The sequence below is a fragment of the Flavihumibacter solisilvae genome (assembly GCF_000814475.1).
Lineage (GTDB): Bacteria > Bacteroidota > Bacteroidia > Chitinophagales > Chitinophagaceae > Flavihumibacter > Flavihumibacter solisilvae.
The window spans coordinates 14,257-29,303 of sequence record NZ_JSVC01000010.1 but is presented as its reverse complement, the minus strand read 5'-3'; the positions used below and the strand labels follow the sequence as shown (position 1 = coordinate 29,303).

At 49.5% G+C, this 15,047-nt stretch carries 13 protein-coding genes; 5 read left to right on the top strand and 8 right to left on the bottom strand.

Features of this window, described 5'->3' with window-relative positions:
- Positions 1 to 109 precede the first annotated feature (109 nt).
- Genes OI18_RS09460 through OI18_RS09450 form a run of 3 tightly spaced genes read right to left on the bottom strand, consistent with a single transcriptional unit; the run spans position 110 to position 2,864 of the window.
- Positions 110 to 676, bottom strand: a complete 567-nt coding sequence (locus tag OI18_RS09460; RefSeq protein WP_039139354.1) for a hypothetical protein — start codon at positions 674 to 676, stop codon at positions 110 to 112.
- Between the two features lie 24 nt (positions 677 to 700).
- Positions 701 to 1,870, bottom strand: coding sequence for a hypothetical protein (locus OI18_RS09455; RefSeq protein ID WP_039139352.1), 1,170 nt, complete (start codon positions 1,868 to 1,870; stop codon positions 701 to 703).
- Positions 1,857 to 2,864, bottom strand: coding sequence for a DUF2157 domain-containing protein (locus tag OI18_RS09450; protein WP_052273039.1), 1,008 nt, complete (start codon positions 2,862 to 2,864; stop codon positions 1,857 to 1,859). The genes OI18_RS09455 and OI18_RS09450 overlap by 14 nt, the downstream gene beginning before the upstream one ends.
- Before the next feature lie 116 nt (positions 2,865 to 2,980).
- Between OI18_RS09450 and OI18_RS09445 the strand changes: the two genes are divergently transcribed.
- Both OI18_RS09445 and OI18_RS09440 read left to right on the top strand, forming a co-directional pair.
- Complete coding sequence (locus tag OI18_RS09445) at positions 2,981 to 6,319, top strand: methylmalonyl-CoA mutase family protein (RefSeq protein ID WP_039139351.1); 3,339 nt, start codon at positions 2,981 to 2,983, stop codon at positions 6,317 to 6,319.
- A gap of 8 nt (positions 6,320 to 6,327) precedes the next feature.
- Positions 6,328 to 7,203: an aldose 1-epimerase family protein gene (locus OI18_RS09440; RefSeq protein WP_039139349.1), complete on the top strand. Its 876-nt coding sequence runs from the start codon at positions 6,328 to 6,330 to the stop codon at positions 7,201 to 7,203.
- Here OI18_RS09440 and OI18_RS09435 read toward each other — a convergent pair.
- Entirely contained in the window at positions 7,200 to 8,108 is a 909-nt protein-coding gene (locus OI18_RS09435; protein WP_039139346.1) for an SAM hydrolase/SAM-dependent halogenase family protein, read from the bottom strand. The two genes, OI18_RS09440 and OI18_RS09435, sit on opposite strands and share 4 nt — an antisense overlap.
- A gap of 109 nt (positions 8,109 to 8,217) precedes the next feature.
- Here OI18_RS09435 and OI18_RS09430 point away from each other — a divergent pair, with 109 nt between their 5' ends.
- Positions 8,218 to 9,399, top strand: a complete 1,182-nt coding sequence (locus OI18_RS09430) for a DEAD/DEAH box helicase (RefSeq protein WP_052273038.1) — start codon at positions 8,218 to 8,220, stop codon at positions 9,397 to 9,399.
- Positions 9,396 to 10,202: an N-acetylmuramoyl-L-alanine amidase gene (locus OI18_RS09425; protein WP_039139343.1), complete on the top strand. Its 807-nt coding sequence runs from the start codon at positions 9,396 to 9,398 to the stop codon at positions 10,200 to 10,202. The genes OI18_RS09430 and OI18_RS09425 overlap by 4 nt, the downstream gene beginning before the upstream one ends.
- On the opposite strand, the gene OI18_RS09420 is transcribed toward OI18_RS09425, so the two are convergent.
- The 4 genes from OI18_RS09420 to OI18_RS09405 are packed head-to-tail and all read right to left on the bottom strand — an operon-like array spanning position 10,196 to position 14,272.
- A complete protein-coding gene (locus OI18_RS09420; RefSeq protein ID WP_240312745.1) occupies positions 10,196 to 11,344 on the bottom strand; it encodes a metallophosphoesterase in 1,149 nt (382 codons plus the stop codon). The genes OI18_RS09425 and OI18_RS09420 overlap by 7 nt on opposite strands.
- 18 nt (positions 11,345 to 11,362) lie before the next feature.
- A complete protein-coding gene (locus OI18_RS09415; RefSeq protein ID WP_082037908.1) occupies positions 11,363 to 12,625 on the bottom strand; it encodes an exo-beta-N-acetylmuramidase NamZ family protein in 1,263 nt (420 codons plus the stop codon).
- Complete coding sequence (locus tag OI18_RS09410; protein WP_039139341.1) at positions 12,553 to 13,818, bottom strand: Y-family DNA polymerase; 1,266 nt, start codon at positions 13,816 to 13,818, stop codon at positions 12,553 to 12,555. The genes OI18_RS09415 and OI18_RS09410 overlap by 73 nt, the downstream gene beginning before the upstream one ends.
- A 19-nt stretch (positions 13,819 to 13,837) precedes the next feature.
- Positions 13,838 to 14,272, bottom strand: coding sequence for a LexA family protein (locus OI18_RS09405; protein WP_039139340.1), 435 nt, complete (start codon positions 14,270 to 14,272; stop codon positions 13,838 to 13,840).
- Positions 14,273 to 14,403: 131 nt separating this feature from the next.
- On the opposite strand from OI18_RS09405, the gene OI18_RS09400 reads away from it, so the two are divergent.
- Positions 14,404 to 15,039 carry a hypothetical protein gene (locus tag OI18_RS09400; RefSeq protein WP_039139339.1) on the top strand — a complete coding sequence of 212 codons (636 nt, stop codon included), beginning with the start codon at positions 14,404 to 14,406 and terminating at the stop codon, positions 15,037 to 15,039.
- The last annotated feature ends 8 nt before the right edge of the window (positions 15,040 to 15,047 follow it).

Genomic DNA, 15,047 nt, shown 5'->3' with positions numbered 1-15,047 from the left:
GGGGAAAATTAAGTGAAGCCCATCCGGACATGTCAGAATATAGTGAACTATACTGCGGCATGCCCGGAGTGGGAGCACTTATTTATAAACTTTTTAAACGTCACGAAACCTAAGCAACATCGGGAGGTTGCTCTGCGGGACTGCAGCAGGCTTCTGCCAGGTGATCTGAATAAAGGTTGTAGTTACAAGTCGTTTCGGGCTGAACCGGTGGCTGGGGCATTGCATTTTCCTCAACCAGGTAGTCCGCAAGAAGGTTCTTGAATGTCAGTGTTTGTTTTGCCGGCTGCTGCTTTCCTGTTGAATTCACATGCTGGAGGTCATTCACCATAGTAAAGAAAGCATCGCGGGCATTGGTAAGGTTGGTGGCCTGGGCATTCGGGATGCATCGCATCTCGAGCGAATCGTTGTAGATCCGCCTTTCCACATACTGGTATTTCATTCCGCCGATTACTACGTCACCCTTCACCCGTTCAAAAATAGGCGAGTTGGTATAGTAAGGGAGGTCATCAATCGGAAGCTTGATGGTTACCAGTTCATCTTCCTGGTAGTTCCTGTTGTCAAGATGTACATTGAGTAACTCGCTGGAGTGCGACTCAAGCCAGGAGAATACCGCACGGTATCCTGCCCAGTTGAACAGCAGCAACAATCCCATTAATATGGCAGCCAGTTTTCTCACAAGGAGGGAAGATAGGAAAAATAATTAATAATCGGAACCCGCGCCACCGCCGCCAAAATTACCGCCATGGAATTGGGTTCCCTTCTCTGAAGATGACAATCCTGTGCCGCTGAATGCTGCAGTAACCGCTAGTTGTTCTACCTGGTTCATTCCTGTTCCATCGGCTTTCACCTCATAAGTGAACTTCGATTTGTCCTTCCGCAGGTACCTGATAACGAAGTAACTCACAGCAATCAACAGCAACCCGTACAGCAGTGCAGCCCATTCAGGAGCCATAGATGGATAGAATAAATGCTTTACGTAAAAAATGGAAAGGATCATCAACACGCTAAGCCGCAGGTAATCACGATTAACCTTCCAGGTACTGTACCATAGCAGGCCCAACGGAAAAATTATTGTCCAGGCCCAATAAAACCATGTTTGGGAAAGCGGCGCAAGGTCTGCGCGGTTTCCCGTTATAGGCTGCAGTTCGAAGAGTCCTGCCACCAGTAAATAATGGAACGACATATACAGGCAAATGATCCCTGCCAGTTCTATCAACCGGAGCAAGTCGCTATGAAACCTGGAGAAGTGCTTGCCAACCGATTTCCTGCATAAGAAAATCAAAGCGGTCATGATACTGGCATTCATCAGCAGCAAAGGCACGGAAGGTCTGCCCAGCGTATTCATAAATAAGGCATACTCAAATACCACTATAGCGGCAACAAAGAATAATGCTGCAAGCCTGTCAAGGTACCTCAATGCCGCAATGCCATACAGGATGATTGCCGTAATGGAAAAGACCAGCAATTCGGCGTTGTCGTTTACATCATCAGCAAGCATCATCATGGTTCCGGTAAACAGGTACAATATTCCCTGGTGCAGCAGTATATCATCTACCCCTGACCGGTAGTGCTTTTTTTTAATGAAGATTTCCAGCGCCGCTATTGATCCGATACCGCAGATGATAAAAAGCGCCTCTGGAACTCTCGCATCATTGGCTATAAACAGAATTCCCGCAGCCGCACTGGAAGCAATGACAGTTAATATTCCCAGGCCAAGTCTCAGGAAGAATTGCGGCATGAAAAGTTTCACCGGGTATTTGTCCAGGATTGAACGTTTCTCTTCCGCTGTTATCAATCCTTCGTCCTCCCAGCCTATCACATTAAATTGGACTTGCAGGTGATGCAGTTCGGTAGTATTATAAGCGATCATTGGCGGGGATTTTAATTTGGACGAGCTCTTTGTTCTTCTGTATAAGAAGAATGGCCAGCATAATGCCCGTCGCCAGGTAATAACATAAATTGATGTACAGGACGGTATTTATCGAATCGCTTGCTTTGGCAAATACTTTAACCGATAACACAAATCCAAGGCCCAGGTACCCATATAGGCTTGCAATCAGCAGGTAATAGAAGGACCCTTCTGCAAACGCTTTGCGGACGTGGAAGTATACGGCTGCCGCCAACAGCAGGAGCCACAACAGGTATGCCTCGATAAAATGAACCATTCCCGCCAGTGTCGATATAAACAGGAAATGACTGCCAAATTGATGGTACACCGCATCGAAGTGTGGCTTGAGCCCGGAAGACCTGCAGTACCAGGAAACCGCGATCAGGAATACTCCCAGTATACAGCCGGCAATGATGGTGTGGTCATTGTTCATGTCTGCCAGTCCATACCAGTTCGTCCTGTTCATCGTTATTCCGATCCAGGCAGCAAGGTTGGTTATTGCGAGTGACAACACTCCCTTATGATCAAAGTAATAGGCAAGAAAAAACAACAGGCACATGGGGACGAAGGTTGCCAATCCCCACCTGTTACCGAACACCCCGAATTCGGTCTGCAGGTAGCCGGTAAGGATCAGCAGCAACAGGCTGCCTGCGAGTATCATGTAGCCGAATAATGTGGAGGGTTCTTTTGCCTCACCGCGAACAAACTTTGGTCCTTTCAGAAAACCATAGCTGAATATGACTGTAACCAATAAAGCAAGGACCAGGGCAATGGATAATGAACCGAGCAGGTCGATGTAGCGGTAAACCAGTACTGCAACGCCCGTTGTCGAAAGCAGCACTCCCAGGTATAACAACACTTTTAATTCTGTACTGAGGTCCGGTCGCGGCGACTCATGAGCAGCCTTGACCTTATTGAAAGAGTCTTCGGAAATCAGTCCCTGCCGGTAAAGGGTTTCAAAAAAGCCAGGGGTCATGAAAGCAATTTCTGCCAATATAATACTTATTTGAAAGGCGATCTGCAGAAACTAACAGGCGTTCGTTATTAGCTTCGCTGTTGTACCTTTGTCAACCAATTGAAATTGCCTGATTTATGGGATATACTCCAATTAATAAAGTACGGATAGTAACAGCAGCATCATTGTTCGACGGCCATGATGCGGCGATCAATATAATGCGGCGCATCCTGCAGTCGAAAGGCGCCGAGATCATCCACCTCGGGCATAACCGCTCTGTTCATGAGATCGTTGAAGCAGCAATTGAAGAAGACGCACAGGGTATTGCCATTACCAGCTACCAGGGCGGGCATGTCGAATTCTTTAAATACATGAAAGACCTGTTGGATGAAAACGGGTGCGGGCATATAAAGATCTTTGGTGGCGGCGGCGGAACCATCCTTCCCGAAGAGATCCGTGAATTACACAGCTATGGCATTACGCGGATCTATTCGCCCGATGATGGTCGCCATATGGGACTTGAAGGAATGATCGAGGATGTGATCCGCAACTGCGATTTTGCGCTTAACGGGAATGGTGTTTATAATGGTTCCATGCCCCTCGGCGAGGTGAAGGATATCCGAAGCATCGCAAGAAAAATAACCAACGCTGAAAATGGCGATGTCAAAGTTCAGAAACAGGGAAAAGTTCCGGTATTGGGCATTACAGGTACCGGTGGCGCAGGGAAATCATCTGTTACCGATGAGATTGTAAGAAGGTTCCTCAACAATTTTGCCGATAAAACAATTGCCGTTATTTCTGTTGACCCGTCTAAAAAGAAGACAGGCGGCGCTTTGCTGGGCGACCGCATCCGCATGAACAGCATCAGCTCGCCACGGGCATATATGCGCTCCCTTGCGACACGCGATGATAATACCGCCTTAAGCGCATACGTGCAGGATGCCATCAATGTATGCACGGCAGCGGGTTTTGAACTTATCATCCTGGAAAGTGCAGGGGTTGGTCAGAGCGACGCGTCCATCCTCGAATACTGCGATACCAGCCTCTATGTGATGACCCCGGAATACGGGGCGGCGTCGCAGCTGGAAAAGATCAACATGCTCGACTATGCCGATGTTGTTGCCATCAATAAGTTCGATAAGAACGGTGCGCTCGATGCCCTCCACGATGTAAGAAAACAATATAAGCGCAACCATAATATGTTTGCGGCGGCCGACGAAGACCTGCCGATCGTAGGCACCATTGCAGCACAATTCAATGATGCGGGTATTAATGAGCTGTTTGAAAAAATCATGCTGTCGGTGGAAAAGAAAACAGGTACCCGCTATGGGAACATCGAGATTCACCAGCACCTGAAAGACACTTCCTCGAAGTCGCAGGTCATTCCTCCCAAACGGGTGAGATACCTGTCTGAAATAGCAGACAACAACCGCCAATATGATGCCTGGGTGCTGGAACAGGCGACAATCGCTTCAAAACTTTACCAGGTAAACGGTGTGCTGCAGGAAAAGAGCATGGCTGGTAACGAGGCATTGCTCGATATCCAGAAGAAATACAGCGCGCAACTGCACCCCGACTGTCGCAATCTTGTCGATGGCTGGCCCGCGCTGTCGGAAAAATATGCGAAGGAGTTTTTTGAGTACCAGGTGCGGGACAAAGTGATCCGCCAGCCGCTGACCACAAAGTCCCTTAGCGGCACCTCAATCCGGAAAGTGGCATTGCCAAAATTTAAGGACTGGGGTGATATCCTGAAATGGCAGCTGCAGGAAAACGTTCCCGGCGAATTTCCCTACACCGCCGGGGTATTTGAACTGAAAAGGCAGGGCGAAGATCCTACCCGCATGTTCGCGGGCGAGGGCGGACCCGAACGCACCAACAAAAGATTCCATTACGTATCCCAGGACCAGGATGCAAAAAGGCTGTCCACCGCCTTTGATTCGGTTACCCTTTATGGTGAGGACCCTGCGGTTCGTCCCGACATTTATGGAAAGGTCGGTAACAGCGGTGTCAGCATTGCTACGGTTGATGACGCAAAGAAACTGTACAGTGGCTTCGACCTTTGCGATCCTCGTACCTCGGTGAGTATGACCATCAATGGACCCGCACCGATCATCCTGGCTTTTTTTATGAATGCTGCCATTGACCAGGCCTGCGAAAAATGGATTGAAGAAAATGATGAGAAGCAATTGGTACCAGCCGCATTTGAAAAGAAGTTCTCTCACTTGCCGAAACCGATTTATTTTAACCCGTCTTCACCTGAACGGCTTCCGGATACAAATAACGGCCTCGGCTTAAAACTCCTTGGCCTCAGCGGCGATGAAGTACTGCCGATTGATGTATACAACAAGCTTAAATCAGAAGCCCTGTCGCAGGTCAGGGGAACAGTCCAGGCAGACATTCTTAAAGAAGACCAGGCGCAGAACACCTGTATCTTCTCTACGGAATTCGCCCTGAAGCTGATGGGTGATGTACAGGAATATTTCATTGAAAGGAAGGTGAGGAATTTTTACAGTGTGTCTATCAGTGGCTACCATATCGCAGAAGCAGGAGCGAATCCCATCACGCAGCTGGCCTTCACACTTGCGAATGGGTTCACGTACGTGGAATACTATCTGAGTCGTGGTATGGCCATTGATGATTTTGCACCCAACCTGAGTTTCTTTTTCAGCAATGGAATGGATCCGGAATACAGCGTGATCGGCCGCGTTGCCAGGCGCATCTGGGCAAAGGCAATGAAGCTGAAATACAAAGGCAATGACCGCAGCCAGAAACTGAAATACCATATCCAGACCTCGGGCCGTTCCCTGCACGCACAGGAAATAGACTTTAATGACATCCGTACCACGCTGCAGGCCCTGTATGCGATCTACGACAATTGCAATTCCCTTCATACAAATGCCTACGATGAAGCGATCACCACACCAACGGAAGAAAGTGTAAGACGCGCCATGGCTATTCAGCTTATCATTAACCGCGAACTGGGAAGTGCAAAGACAGAAAATTTTATCCAGGGTTCTTTCATGCTGGAAGAGCTTACTGACCTGGTTGAAGAAGCTGTACTGGCAGAGTTCGACCGGATCAACGAGCGCGGCGGTGTGCTGGGTGCAATGGAAAGAATGTACCAGCGGAACAAGATCCAGGAAGAAAGCCTGTATTACGAAATGCAAAAGCATACCGGCGACCTGCCTATCATCGGTGTGAATACCTTCCTGAATAAAAAAGGCTCTCCCACCACAATTCCCAATGAAGTGATCAGGAGCACCACGGAAGAAAAAGATCAGCAGATCCAGAATCTTCATGGCTTCTGGAAACGGAATGAAGGAAAATCTGCAATGGCTTTGCGCCGACTGCAGGAAGTAGCCATCAACAATGGCAATCTTTTTGCAGAACTGATGGAAACCGTAAAGTATTGCTCGCTTGGACAAATCACCCACGCTTTGTATGAAGTGGGCGGTCAGTATCGCCGTAACATGTAACTCAAATTATGATCCAGCTAAAGAACGATCACCTTATCGCATCCATTCACCCGAAAGGTGCAGAATTGCAGGAGTTAATCAACCCTGCCACCCAGGTTAATTACATGTGGAGCGGTGATCCTGCCTGGTGGGGTAAATTTTCACCTGTACTCTTTCCAATAGTCGGTACGTTGAAGGACAATACCTATATTTTTAACGGGCAGCAATATTCGCTTCCGAGGCATGGATTTGCAAGGGACCGGACTTTCCTGGCTGAGCAGATCAGTGAAACTGCGGCCCTGTTTACACTGCAGGACGACAGTGAAACCCGTGCGGTTTATCCTTTTGCCTTCAGCCTGGCCCTGCACTACCAGCTCGATGACGACCAGCTCACCTGCAAATACATCGTGAATAACCGTAGTGATAATACGATGTGGTTTTCGATCGGCGCCCACCCGGCCTTTGCAGTGCCACTGCTCAAATACAGGGATGAAGCAAAGTATACCGACCATTACCTTGTATTCGACCGCTCCAACCAGTTGGTAAGGTATAAATTGAAAGACGGCCTGATCAGCGATGAAACGGAAACGGTCACCCTCGACCACGGAAAGCTAAGATTAAATGAGGAGCTGTTCCGCGAGGATGCACTTGTATTGAAGGGTCTTCCTGATTCGGAGATCCGGATCGAATGCAGCAATCATCCGCATGGCTTAAGTTTCCGCTGGGAAGATTTTCCTTATTTCGGGATCTGGGCAACTGCCGGAGCCGGCTTCGTTTGCCTGGAACCGTGGTGCGGAATTGCCGACAACATCCACCATGAACAGCAGCTGGAGCAGAAAGAAGGCATCCAGTCCCTGGCACCAGGTGAAGAATGGACCCGGCAATGGAGTGTTCGGTGTTTCTAGCGGACTTTGGCAATGATGACACTCCATTCACTGCCACTGGCGATCCGGTGTTTCCCGGCAAAACTTCCCATATTAATGCCAAATGAAAAGTTGAGCAAGCTGTTGATATATGCTACAGGCAGTCCTTCCTTTACTGCAGAAAAGGTTGTTCCGAAGATCATTTTCCCGGAGTAAACCGGTTTTTTGTGGTGAAAGATCCTGACCAGCAGGCTGTCTCCATAGGCAATGCCATTCGACTGCAGCAAGGAAAATGGAATATTCGTCCATACATTCCCGTATTGAACATCCAGTACCGGGATGTTCCCATGGAAATTGCCGGCTTTGAATTCCGCTGGCTGGTATGTTATCCGTTCAACAGCCGGCGATAATGCCGGGCCAACCTCATCAAAGCGGATGACGCCTGCAGCAAGCCTTGCCCCGGTATAGGAATAGACATCCCGTCCATGAAACGTGTAGGAATCCCCCGATCCCTTCAGTCGGTTGACGTTTTCATCAATTTGCCTGAGCGAGTCGATCCCCAGGGATTCCGCAATGAGGGTAAGGGTTCCGTTATCCGGTGTTACGATGAAATGGCCACTCTTTGTTTTCGCCACAACCGATTTTCTTACCGACCCAACGCCGGGGTCAACTACTGAAACGAACACCGTGCCCGACGGCCAGTAACTAACGGTCTGTTCTAAGCGGTAGGCAGCCTGCCAGATATCAAACGGCGGGATTTCATGGGTGAGGTCAAATTGCTTCAAATCTGGTGAAACGGAGAACGCAACGCCCTTCATAGCCGCTACGGCACCGTCTTTTAACCCGAAATCTGTCTGGAAAACCAGGGCTTTGTTCTGCGCCTGGAGCCCGAGTACGGCCAGTGCCAGGTATAAACAAAATGCGATTTTTTTTAACGTGTTTGCCATAACCGGTCAGTCCTTATTGAGTTCGCTAAAATTATAGCCTTATCTTTACACGAATTGAAACGTATTATTATTTGTGAATTTTAATGATTTGGCCTTGGATTCCGGCCTTATGGAAGGAATCGACGCATCCGGCTATGTAACCCTTACCCCAGTTCAGGAACAAGTAATGCCGCCCATCCTGGCTGGTCGAGATATCATCGCATCCGCCCAGACGGGTACCGGTAAAACAGCAGCTTTCCTACTTCCCATTCTTAGCCGGCTGATTGAACATCGACACGAAGGACATACCAGCGCAGTTATAATTGTGCCGACCCGCGAACTTGCGATCCAGATCGCACAGCATGTCGAGGGACTGGCATACTTTACCCCGGTAAGCAGCATTGCCATTTATGGCGGTGGAGATGGAAACGCCTTTGTGCAGGAAAAACAGGCATTGAGGAATGGTGTTGACCTTGTGATCTGCACCCCCGGAAAACTGATCGCCCACCTGAATATGGGCTATGTTGACCTGAAAGAATTGCAATACCTTGTTCTTGACGAAGCGGACCGGATGCTCGACATGGGATTCCATGACGACATCATGAAGATCATCCGCCACATGCCCGATAAACGGCAAAGCCTGCTCTTTTCAGCCACCATGCCGGAAAAGATCCGCAGCCTGGCAAAGAAGATCCTTAAAGATCCTGTTGAGGTCAATATTGCGATCTCCAGGCCTCCCGAAAAGATCGTTCAGAAGGCCTACGTCATCTACGAACCCCAGAAGAACGCGCTGATCCAACAGATCATCCTTGATACGCCGCATCGCAGCCTGATCATTTTCTGTTCGCGCAAGCACACGGTGAAACAACTTGCCCAGATCCTTAAACGCGCAAAGTTCAATGTTGCCGAGATTCACTCAGACCTTGAACAGCACGAACGCGAGGACCTGCTCCAGGGCTTCAAAAGCGGGCGCATTCCGATCGTAGTGGCTACGGATGTGTTGTCCAGGGGCATTGATATCGATACCATCGATGTTGTGATCAACTATGACGTGCCTCATGACGGCGAAGACTATGTGCACCGCATTGGCCGTACGGCGAGGGCTGAAAAAGACGGTAAGGCATTTACCCTGGTCAGTGATAAGGAGATCGGCAGGTTTTCAAGGATTGAAAAACTGATCGGCAAGGAAGTGGAAAAAGCTCCAGTTCCTGAAGCGCTTGGGCCTGCACCCGAATATAAGATCCACCGGAGACCGAAGCCTGCAGGCAGTTTCCGCAACAACCGAAAGCCCCCCCGGAAACAAGGAAAATGAAACTGACACGAATTGCAGTAGTTGGGCTGCTCGCTGGCCTGGCAATAATGTACTCCTGTGCAACTAACCCTTATGCCTCCACGAATAAGGATTACAGGAAGAAGGTGAAAGCATATGCCCGCAGTCTCCGTAACACGCCGCCCGGACAAAGCATCGGTGACAGCGGCTGGTGGGTGGGCACAACCAACTTCTCGATGCGTAAGCCGAATTTTGTCATCATCCACCATACGGCACAAAACAGTTGCGACCAGACCCTCCGGACTTTTACCCTGCCGCGCACCCAGGTCAGCGCACACTATGTGATCTGCAGGAATGGTACCGTTTACCACATGCTGAACGACTACCTGCGTGCACACCATGCCGGTATCTCAAGCTGGGGTAATAACACCGATCTGAATTCAAGCAGTATCGGCATTGAACTGGACAATAACGGCTTTGAATATTTCGACAGCCTGCAGCTGAACAGCCTCTACAGGCTGCTGGATACTTTGAAGACCCGCTACAATATTCCCCCTGCCAATTTTATCGGTCATGGCGATATCGCACCAACCCGGAAGAACGATCCAAACTGGCGTTTCCCATGGAAAGATCTTTACCAGCGCGGATTTGGCACCTGGTATACAGATACTACCGGCATGACCTTACCCCCCGATTTCAATCACCTTATGACGCTCCGCCTCGTAGGCTTTGACATTCGCGACACATCCGCCGCCATAATCGCCTTCAAACGCCATTGGATGCAAGACACAACAGCAGGAATGACTGAAGAATCGAGGAAGGTGTTGTATGGTCTCCTTCATTGACTGCTTTCCGAACTCGCCAGCGCATTCACTAAACTCACTATATGCGTTTCCTCCGCTACTTCTCTCAATGCCACTCCGGATTTGCTTGTCCACTTCACGAGTCGCATATAACCTTCTGAAATCTCTATTCCTGTTATGTTGCCGTCATCAAAGCAGCAACAACCGGAATTAAAGTAACTGGGTTTCATACTGTGGTAGTGGGTATTCACGTGATTGTACTCCCGCCGCCGGCGAGGAATTTCCGCCAGGATCCTGTTTACTTCCGTCTCGTCATTTTTCTCTTTAGCGTCTTCCAGCTGCAGGTATAATCTTTCCAGGTGGGTAAGCGAATTGAACACCGGCTGATGGGTATGACCTGTGATCAGGATCAGGTTTTTCTGTGAAGCACTCCACTCATACATATACTGGTTGTGAATGGTCTTGTTTTCATCGTTGCAGGAAGGAGAATTGGTATTGATCTCGAGAAAACCCTGCAACGGCCCCCAGATCGCACTTACAAACCATTTGCTGAAGGCATTGCCGTCACTTTGCGCATCTCCCTGGTGACCATGGGTGCATAGGATGTCCAGGCTGCCATCCGGTAATTCGGCTCGCAGCACCACCCCGGAATGCGCTTTTACATTTGTTCCATATACGTTTTTGAGGAAGGTCGGCGCGAGGGGGTCATTGCCCCAATATAGGTCGTGGTTGCCAACCACTTTTGCAAAGGCCCGTCGTTCAACGAATTTCTTCTCCGCCTCAAAAGTGTCCTTGTTGTACTTGATCACATTGACCAGCAGGTTTTCCCAGAGTTCCTCACTGTCGCCGAGGTTAATGTAATAATACTGGTTGTTGTTGTAATATTCCAGTGCGGCAAGGTATGTCTTCTCACAAACCCCGAAATCGTCCGATCCGTCCCGCGTTCCCTTGTGCAGATCCGAAAAGATGATCACCGGGTGCTCATCGGGCCGGAACGCAAAGAGCGGTCCTTTTTTACCCGGGTTGGTAGTAATGGATTGGTAAAGTTCCGATAAGGATTTGTTTACATTTTCCTGCCTTGGCGAAGATGATACCCTGTTGACTATCCAGGTCACCGGGCGCTTCAGGAAAAATTTGAAGATGGCTCTGATAACATCAAATAATGCCAGCAGGACTTTTCGCATACACCTAATTTACTGAAATTAAGATTCGGGATATAACCGGTACGGCAAGATCATTTCTTTCCATTTGTCCCCGACCGTTAGGAATCGGGCCAGGTCGCCATTCCTGATTTCCTGGAATGCATTCGCTATGCCAAGCAGCCTGTCGAGGTGGTTGCTGCCAGGCGGATTTGCATGTGTAGGATAAGCTCTTTGCGCCAGTTTTTGGGGATACATGGAATCCATCAGCCTGGCAACCGCGATCATGGAATTTACCGGTCTGCATGCAGCAGGTTCATACACCTGCCATTGTATTCCATGACACCACATTTTTTCATACGTGCCCCACGCTGGTACATAGCTGAATGGAAGTGCAGTCAGTCCGGGTAACCGGAGTTCATTGATATTGGCCGCCAGGTCATAGGAGTTGAGATATGGTGCACCGAATACCCTGAAGGGTAAAGATGTGCCCCGTCCCTCATTGACGTTAAGTCCTTCCAGCAAACCCATCCCGGGGTAAAGCAATGCATTCATCGGATCAGGCAGGGAAGGCGATGGAGCGGTCCAGCGCAATTTCGCCGGGTCAGTTTCCGGCAGCAATGGCGGACTGTCACACCTGGCAACGGTCAGCCGGAGAGCCGGAAGCCGCGTTCCCCTGAAATAGCCGGCCAGTTCACCAAGGGTACAACAATGCCGGATTGGAATGGACCACCTGCCAATGAATGAACTGCAATGCTGTTCATCCAGTAGCGGCCCCTCTGCGAGCGGGAGCTGTCGTCCAATCGGGTTGAACCTGTCGAGCACTACAAACTGCTTATCCCACTTTGCACAGGATTCCATCACATGGGTCATGGTCCACAGGAATGTATAAAACCTGCATCCCGAATCCGGGATGTCAAACAGGATCCCGTCAAGATCTTCCATTGACCTGTCTGCAGGCGCAAATGAATCTCCATACAGGCTTTCCACCGGCAGCCCAGTCAGCAGGTCAACGACATTTCCCTGTCGCTGACCATCCTCCGCCTGGGCACAGATCCCATGTTCCGGCGAAAACAGCTTTACAATATTCCAGTCCTTCTCCACCAATACCTTCCTTGCAGGTACTCCCGATCGCGTAAATGCCGCGTTGTTGGTTACCAACCCCCAACGGAGTGCTTTCAACTCGCCATAACCTCCCTCTTCCAGTAATACATCAATCCCGTTTTTCCTGATCATAAGGTAATGTATAACACTTATCGAACAATCGCCAGTTCCTTCCACCTCGTCGTATGTCTTTTGCTTTTGCAGTCCTGTCGCATTTTCCATGCTTTTGTCAAGCCCGATGCGCCAAACTTTACCTTTTCATCACGCTGGCTGAAATTGATATTGTCAAGTGCTTCCATGAGATAACGGTCACCCTCACGCGATTTTGCCGTAAAAAGATTTCCCTGCACCCTTTCATCCGGTACCAGGTCGCTTAAGATAACACCCGCCTTCAGGTAACGCGGACCACTCTCAAAAAGCGCATCTGCAAGCGCCAGTGTATAGCGGCTAAGTTCATGCGTCAGCATAGTGGCTTTCGGTAGCCGGGCCGACAGCGCCGATTTGACCGGGTGATAGGAAAACTTCCCACCGGATTCGGCAACCAGGAACACTTCCACGCTGCCCGCAGCACCCTGTTGCCGCCTGAGTTTTTCTGCAGCCCTGGCCGTGTACGTTGCCACAGCCTCCCTGATCTCATTCTTCAGGGTTACCGGCTTCCCGAACATGCGGGTGGTAGAGATCATCTTTTTGTTTTCCAGCGGATCCTTAAATGGGATACAGGCTTCACCATGTAACTCCCGGTGGATCCGTAAGCCGGTTACACCGCCAAGGTTTTTCCGGACCCACTCGCCCGGCATGCAGGCCAGCTTCCAACCAGTTGTTATCCCGAGCTGCCGCAACTTTTCGGCATACCTGTAGCCGATGCCCCAGAGGTCACCCACTTCGGTCTCTTCAAGTGCCTGCCTGATGTCCGCCTCGTCGCGGAGTACCAGGCTGCAGCCGGTAGCTTCCTTGTGTTTCTTTGCAAGCCTGTTCGCCACTTTGCAAAGGACTTTTGTCGGCGCTGCACCAACAGAAACCTTGATCCCTGTCCATTGCTCCACCCTTTCCTTTAAACTTCCTGCAATCTTCCCGTCAAAATTTTGTCCCATGTCCAGGAAGGCCTCATCTACAGAATACACTTCCACATTGCTTTCGCCTACCATACCCCGGAGTGTATCCATTACCCGCATGCTCAGGTCACCATACAGGTTATAATTTGAACTGAACACTGCCACCTGGTTGCTTTCAATCAGGTCCCTGTATTGAAAGAACGGTGCTCCCATGGGAACGCCGATTTGTTTTGCCTCATCACTCCGCGCAATGACACATCCATCATTGTTACTCAGCACAACTACCGGCCGGCTTTCAAGATCAGGCCGGAACAACCGCTCACAGGAGCAATAAAAGGAATTACAGTCGACCAGTGCATACATAGTTTCCGGTTATTGTTTTTCAGACTCCATGTATCACATAGGTAACGACCCCCCAGATTCCAAAGGTTTCGCAGCCAGGGTCAATATCAATTGGTGCCAGCTTTTCCGTTTCAGGAAGCAGTCGCATCCGGTTGAAGGTCTTTTCGTACCGGCGGATCAGCATCTCACCGTCAAGAACGGCGATGACGATTTTGCCACTCTGCACTTTTAATGACCTGTCCACGATTACAATGTCGCCATCATTGATTCCCGCGCCGGTCATGGCGTTTCCCGTCACCCGGAGGAAAAAGGTTGCCGGCTTGTTCCGGACCAGCTCTTCATTGAGGTCAATTCCCCTTTCGGCATAATCGTCGGCCGACGCACCGAAGCCGGTGGCATTCGTCATGCGGACCTGGTGCTGGTCAAAATCTTTAGTGCCTTTGTAAACAGGCGCATATACTTTGTCGAAATCCATATCGGTAAAATTTGTTAGTGAGCGGGCTGCGAGGTCGGGTGGGTTGGTATGACAAAGGTCAATAAAAATTCTTTGAAATACTAAAAATGTTAGTATTTTTATACTAAATAAGTTGGTTAAAAAAGCGGCATATGACAATTCAGCAATCTTCTCCGGATAGTAATGCTAATAGATATTATAACCAGGGTGTGCGGGCAGCAGCAATGGAATACAGGTTGGTTATTCAGCCATCCGGCGAGGTTTGCAGGAACTGGTCCGAAGAGTCGGAATATGCCAGGAATTATTATGGTACAAAGGAATTCCGCTTCTCGCGGCCGGAAATTGTAGTGGCAAGGTTTGAAGCAAAGGAAGAAATGGAAGAGCTGTTATTGAAATGGTTCCGGAATGTGATCTGCCAGACGGCATCCTTCCCGGTACTGCTTAATAACTACGGTAGCATGCCCGGTTTCCCGCTGTTTGTCCGGGTACAGGACTCAACGCCTTTCCGGCCGCTTATGTATGGACTGAAAATGTTGTCAGGGGTATTGGAAGATAACGGTTGCACCGGCATTCGTTTCTTCCAGAGCATGCGGCTTCCGATCGCCGATCACATCAATAAAAGCACGGAACTGGAGATCCTGCTCGATTACTCCGGCCGGTCATTCCGGGCAGAAATGGAAGTGAATGAAGTGCTGCTGATCAAAAACGACAGCGGGGTCAATTCTGATAAGACGGTAAGCCGGCTGAAACTCCTGCCTGCTGAAAACACAAAATTGTTTGCAGTATAATTAATTCA

What these genes read in the sequence shown, in the direction of transcription:
- OI18_RS09410 (WP_039139341.1), bottom strand. Translation starts at nt 13,818, where the DNA reads ATGTATGCACTGGTCGACTGTAATTCCTTTTATTGCTCCTGTGAGCGG.
- OI18_RS09415 (WP_082037908.1), bottom strand. Translation starts at nt 12,625, where the DNA reads ATGGAAAATGCGACAGGACTGCAAAAGCAAAAGACATACGACGAGGTG.
- OI18_RS09425 (WP_039139343.1), top strand. Translation starts at nt 9,396, where the DNA reads ATGAAACTGACACGAATTGCAGTAGTTGGGCTGCTCGCTGGCCTGGCA.
- OI18_RS09405 (WP_039139340.1), bottom strand. Translation starts at nt 14,272, where the DNA reads ATGGATTTCGACAAAGTATATGCGCCTGTTTACAAAGGCACTAAAGAT.
- OI18_RS09445 (WP_039139351.1), top strand. Translation starts at nt 2,981, where the DNA reads ATGGGATATACTCCAATTAATAAAGTACGGATAGTAACAGCAGCATCA.
- OI18_RS09450 (WP_052273039.1), bottom strand. Translation starts at nt 2,864, where the DNA reads ATGACCCCTGGCTTTTTTGAAACCCTTTACCGGCAGGGACTGATTTCC.
- OI18_RS09435 (WP_039139346.1), bottom strand. Translation starts at nt 8,108, where the DNA reads ATGGCAAACACGTTAAAAAAAATCGCATTTTGTTTATACCTGGCACTG.
- OI18_RS09420 (WP_240312745.1), bottom strand. Translation starts at nt 11,344, where the DNA reads ATGCGAAAAGTCCTGCTGGCATTATTTGATGTTATCAGAGCCATCTTC.
- OI18_RS09440 (WP_039139349.1), top strand. Translation starts at nt 6,328, where the DNA reads ATGATCCAGCTAAAGAACGATCACCTTATCGCATCCATTCACCCGAAA.
- OI18_RS09455 (WP_039139352.1), bottom strand. Translation starts at nt 1,870, where the DNA reads ATGATCGCTTATAATACTACCGAACTGCATCACCTGCAAGTCCAATTT.
- OI18_RS09430 (WP_052273038.1), top strand. Translation starts at nt 8,218, where the DNA reads ATGGAAGGAATCGACGCATCCGGCTATGTAACCCTTACCCCAGTTCAG.
- OI18_RS09400 (WP_039139339.1), top strand. Translation starts at nt 14,404, where the DNA reads ATGACAATTCAGCAATCTTCTCCGGATAGTAATGCTAATAGATATTAT.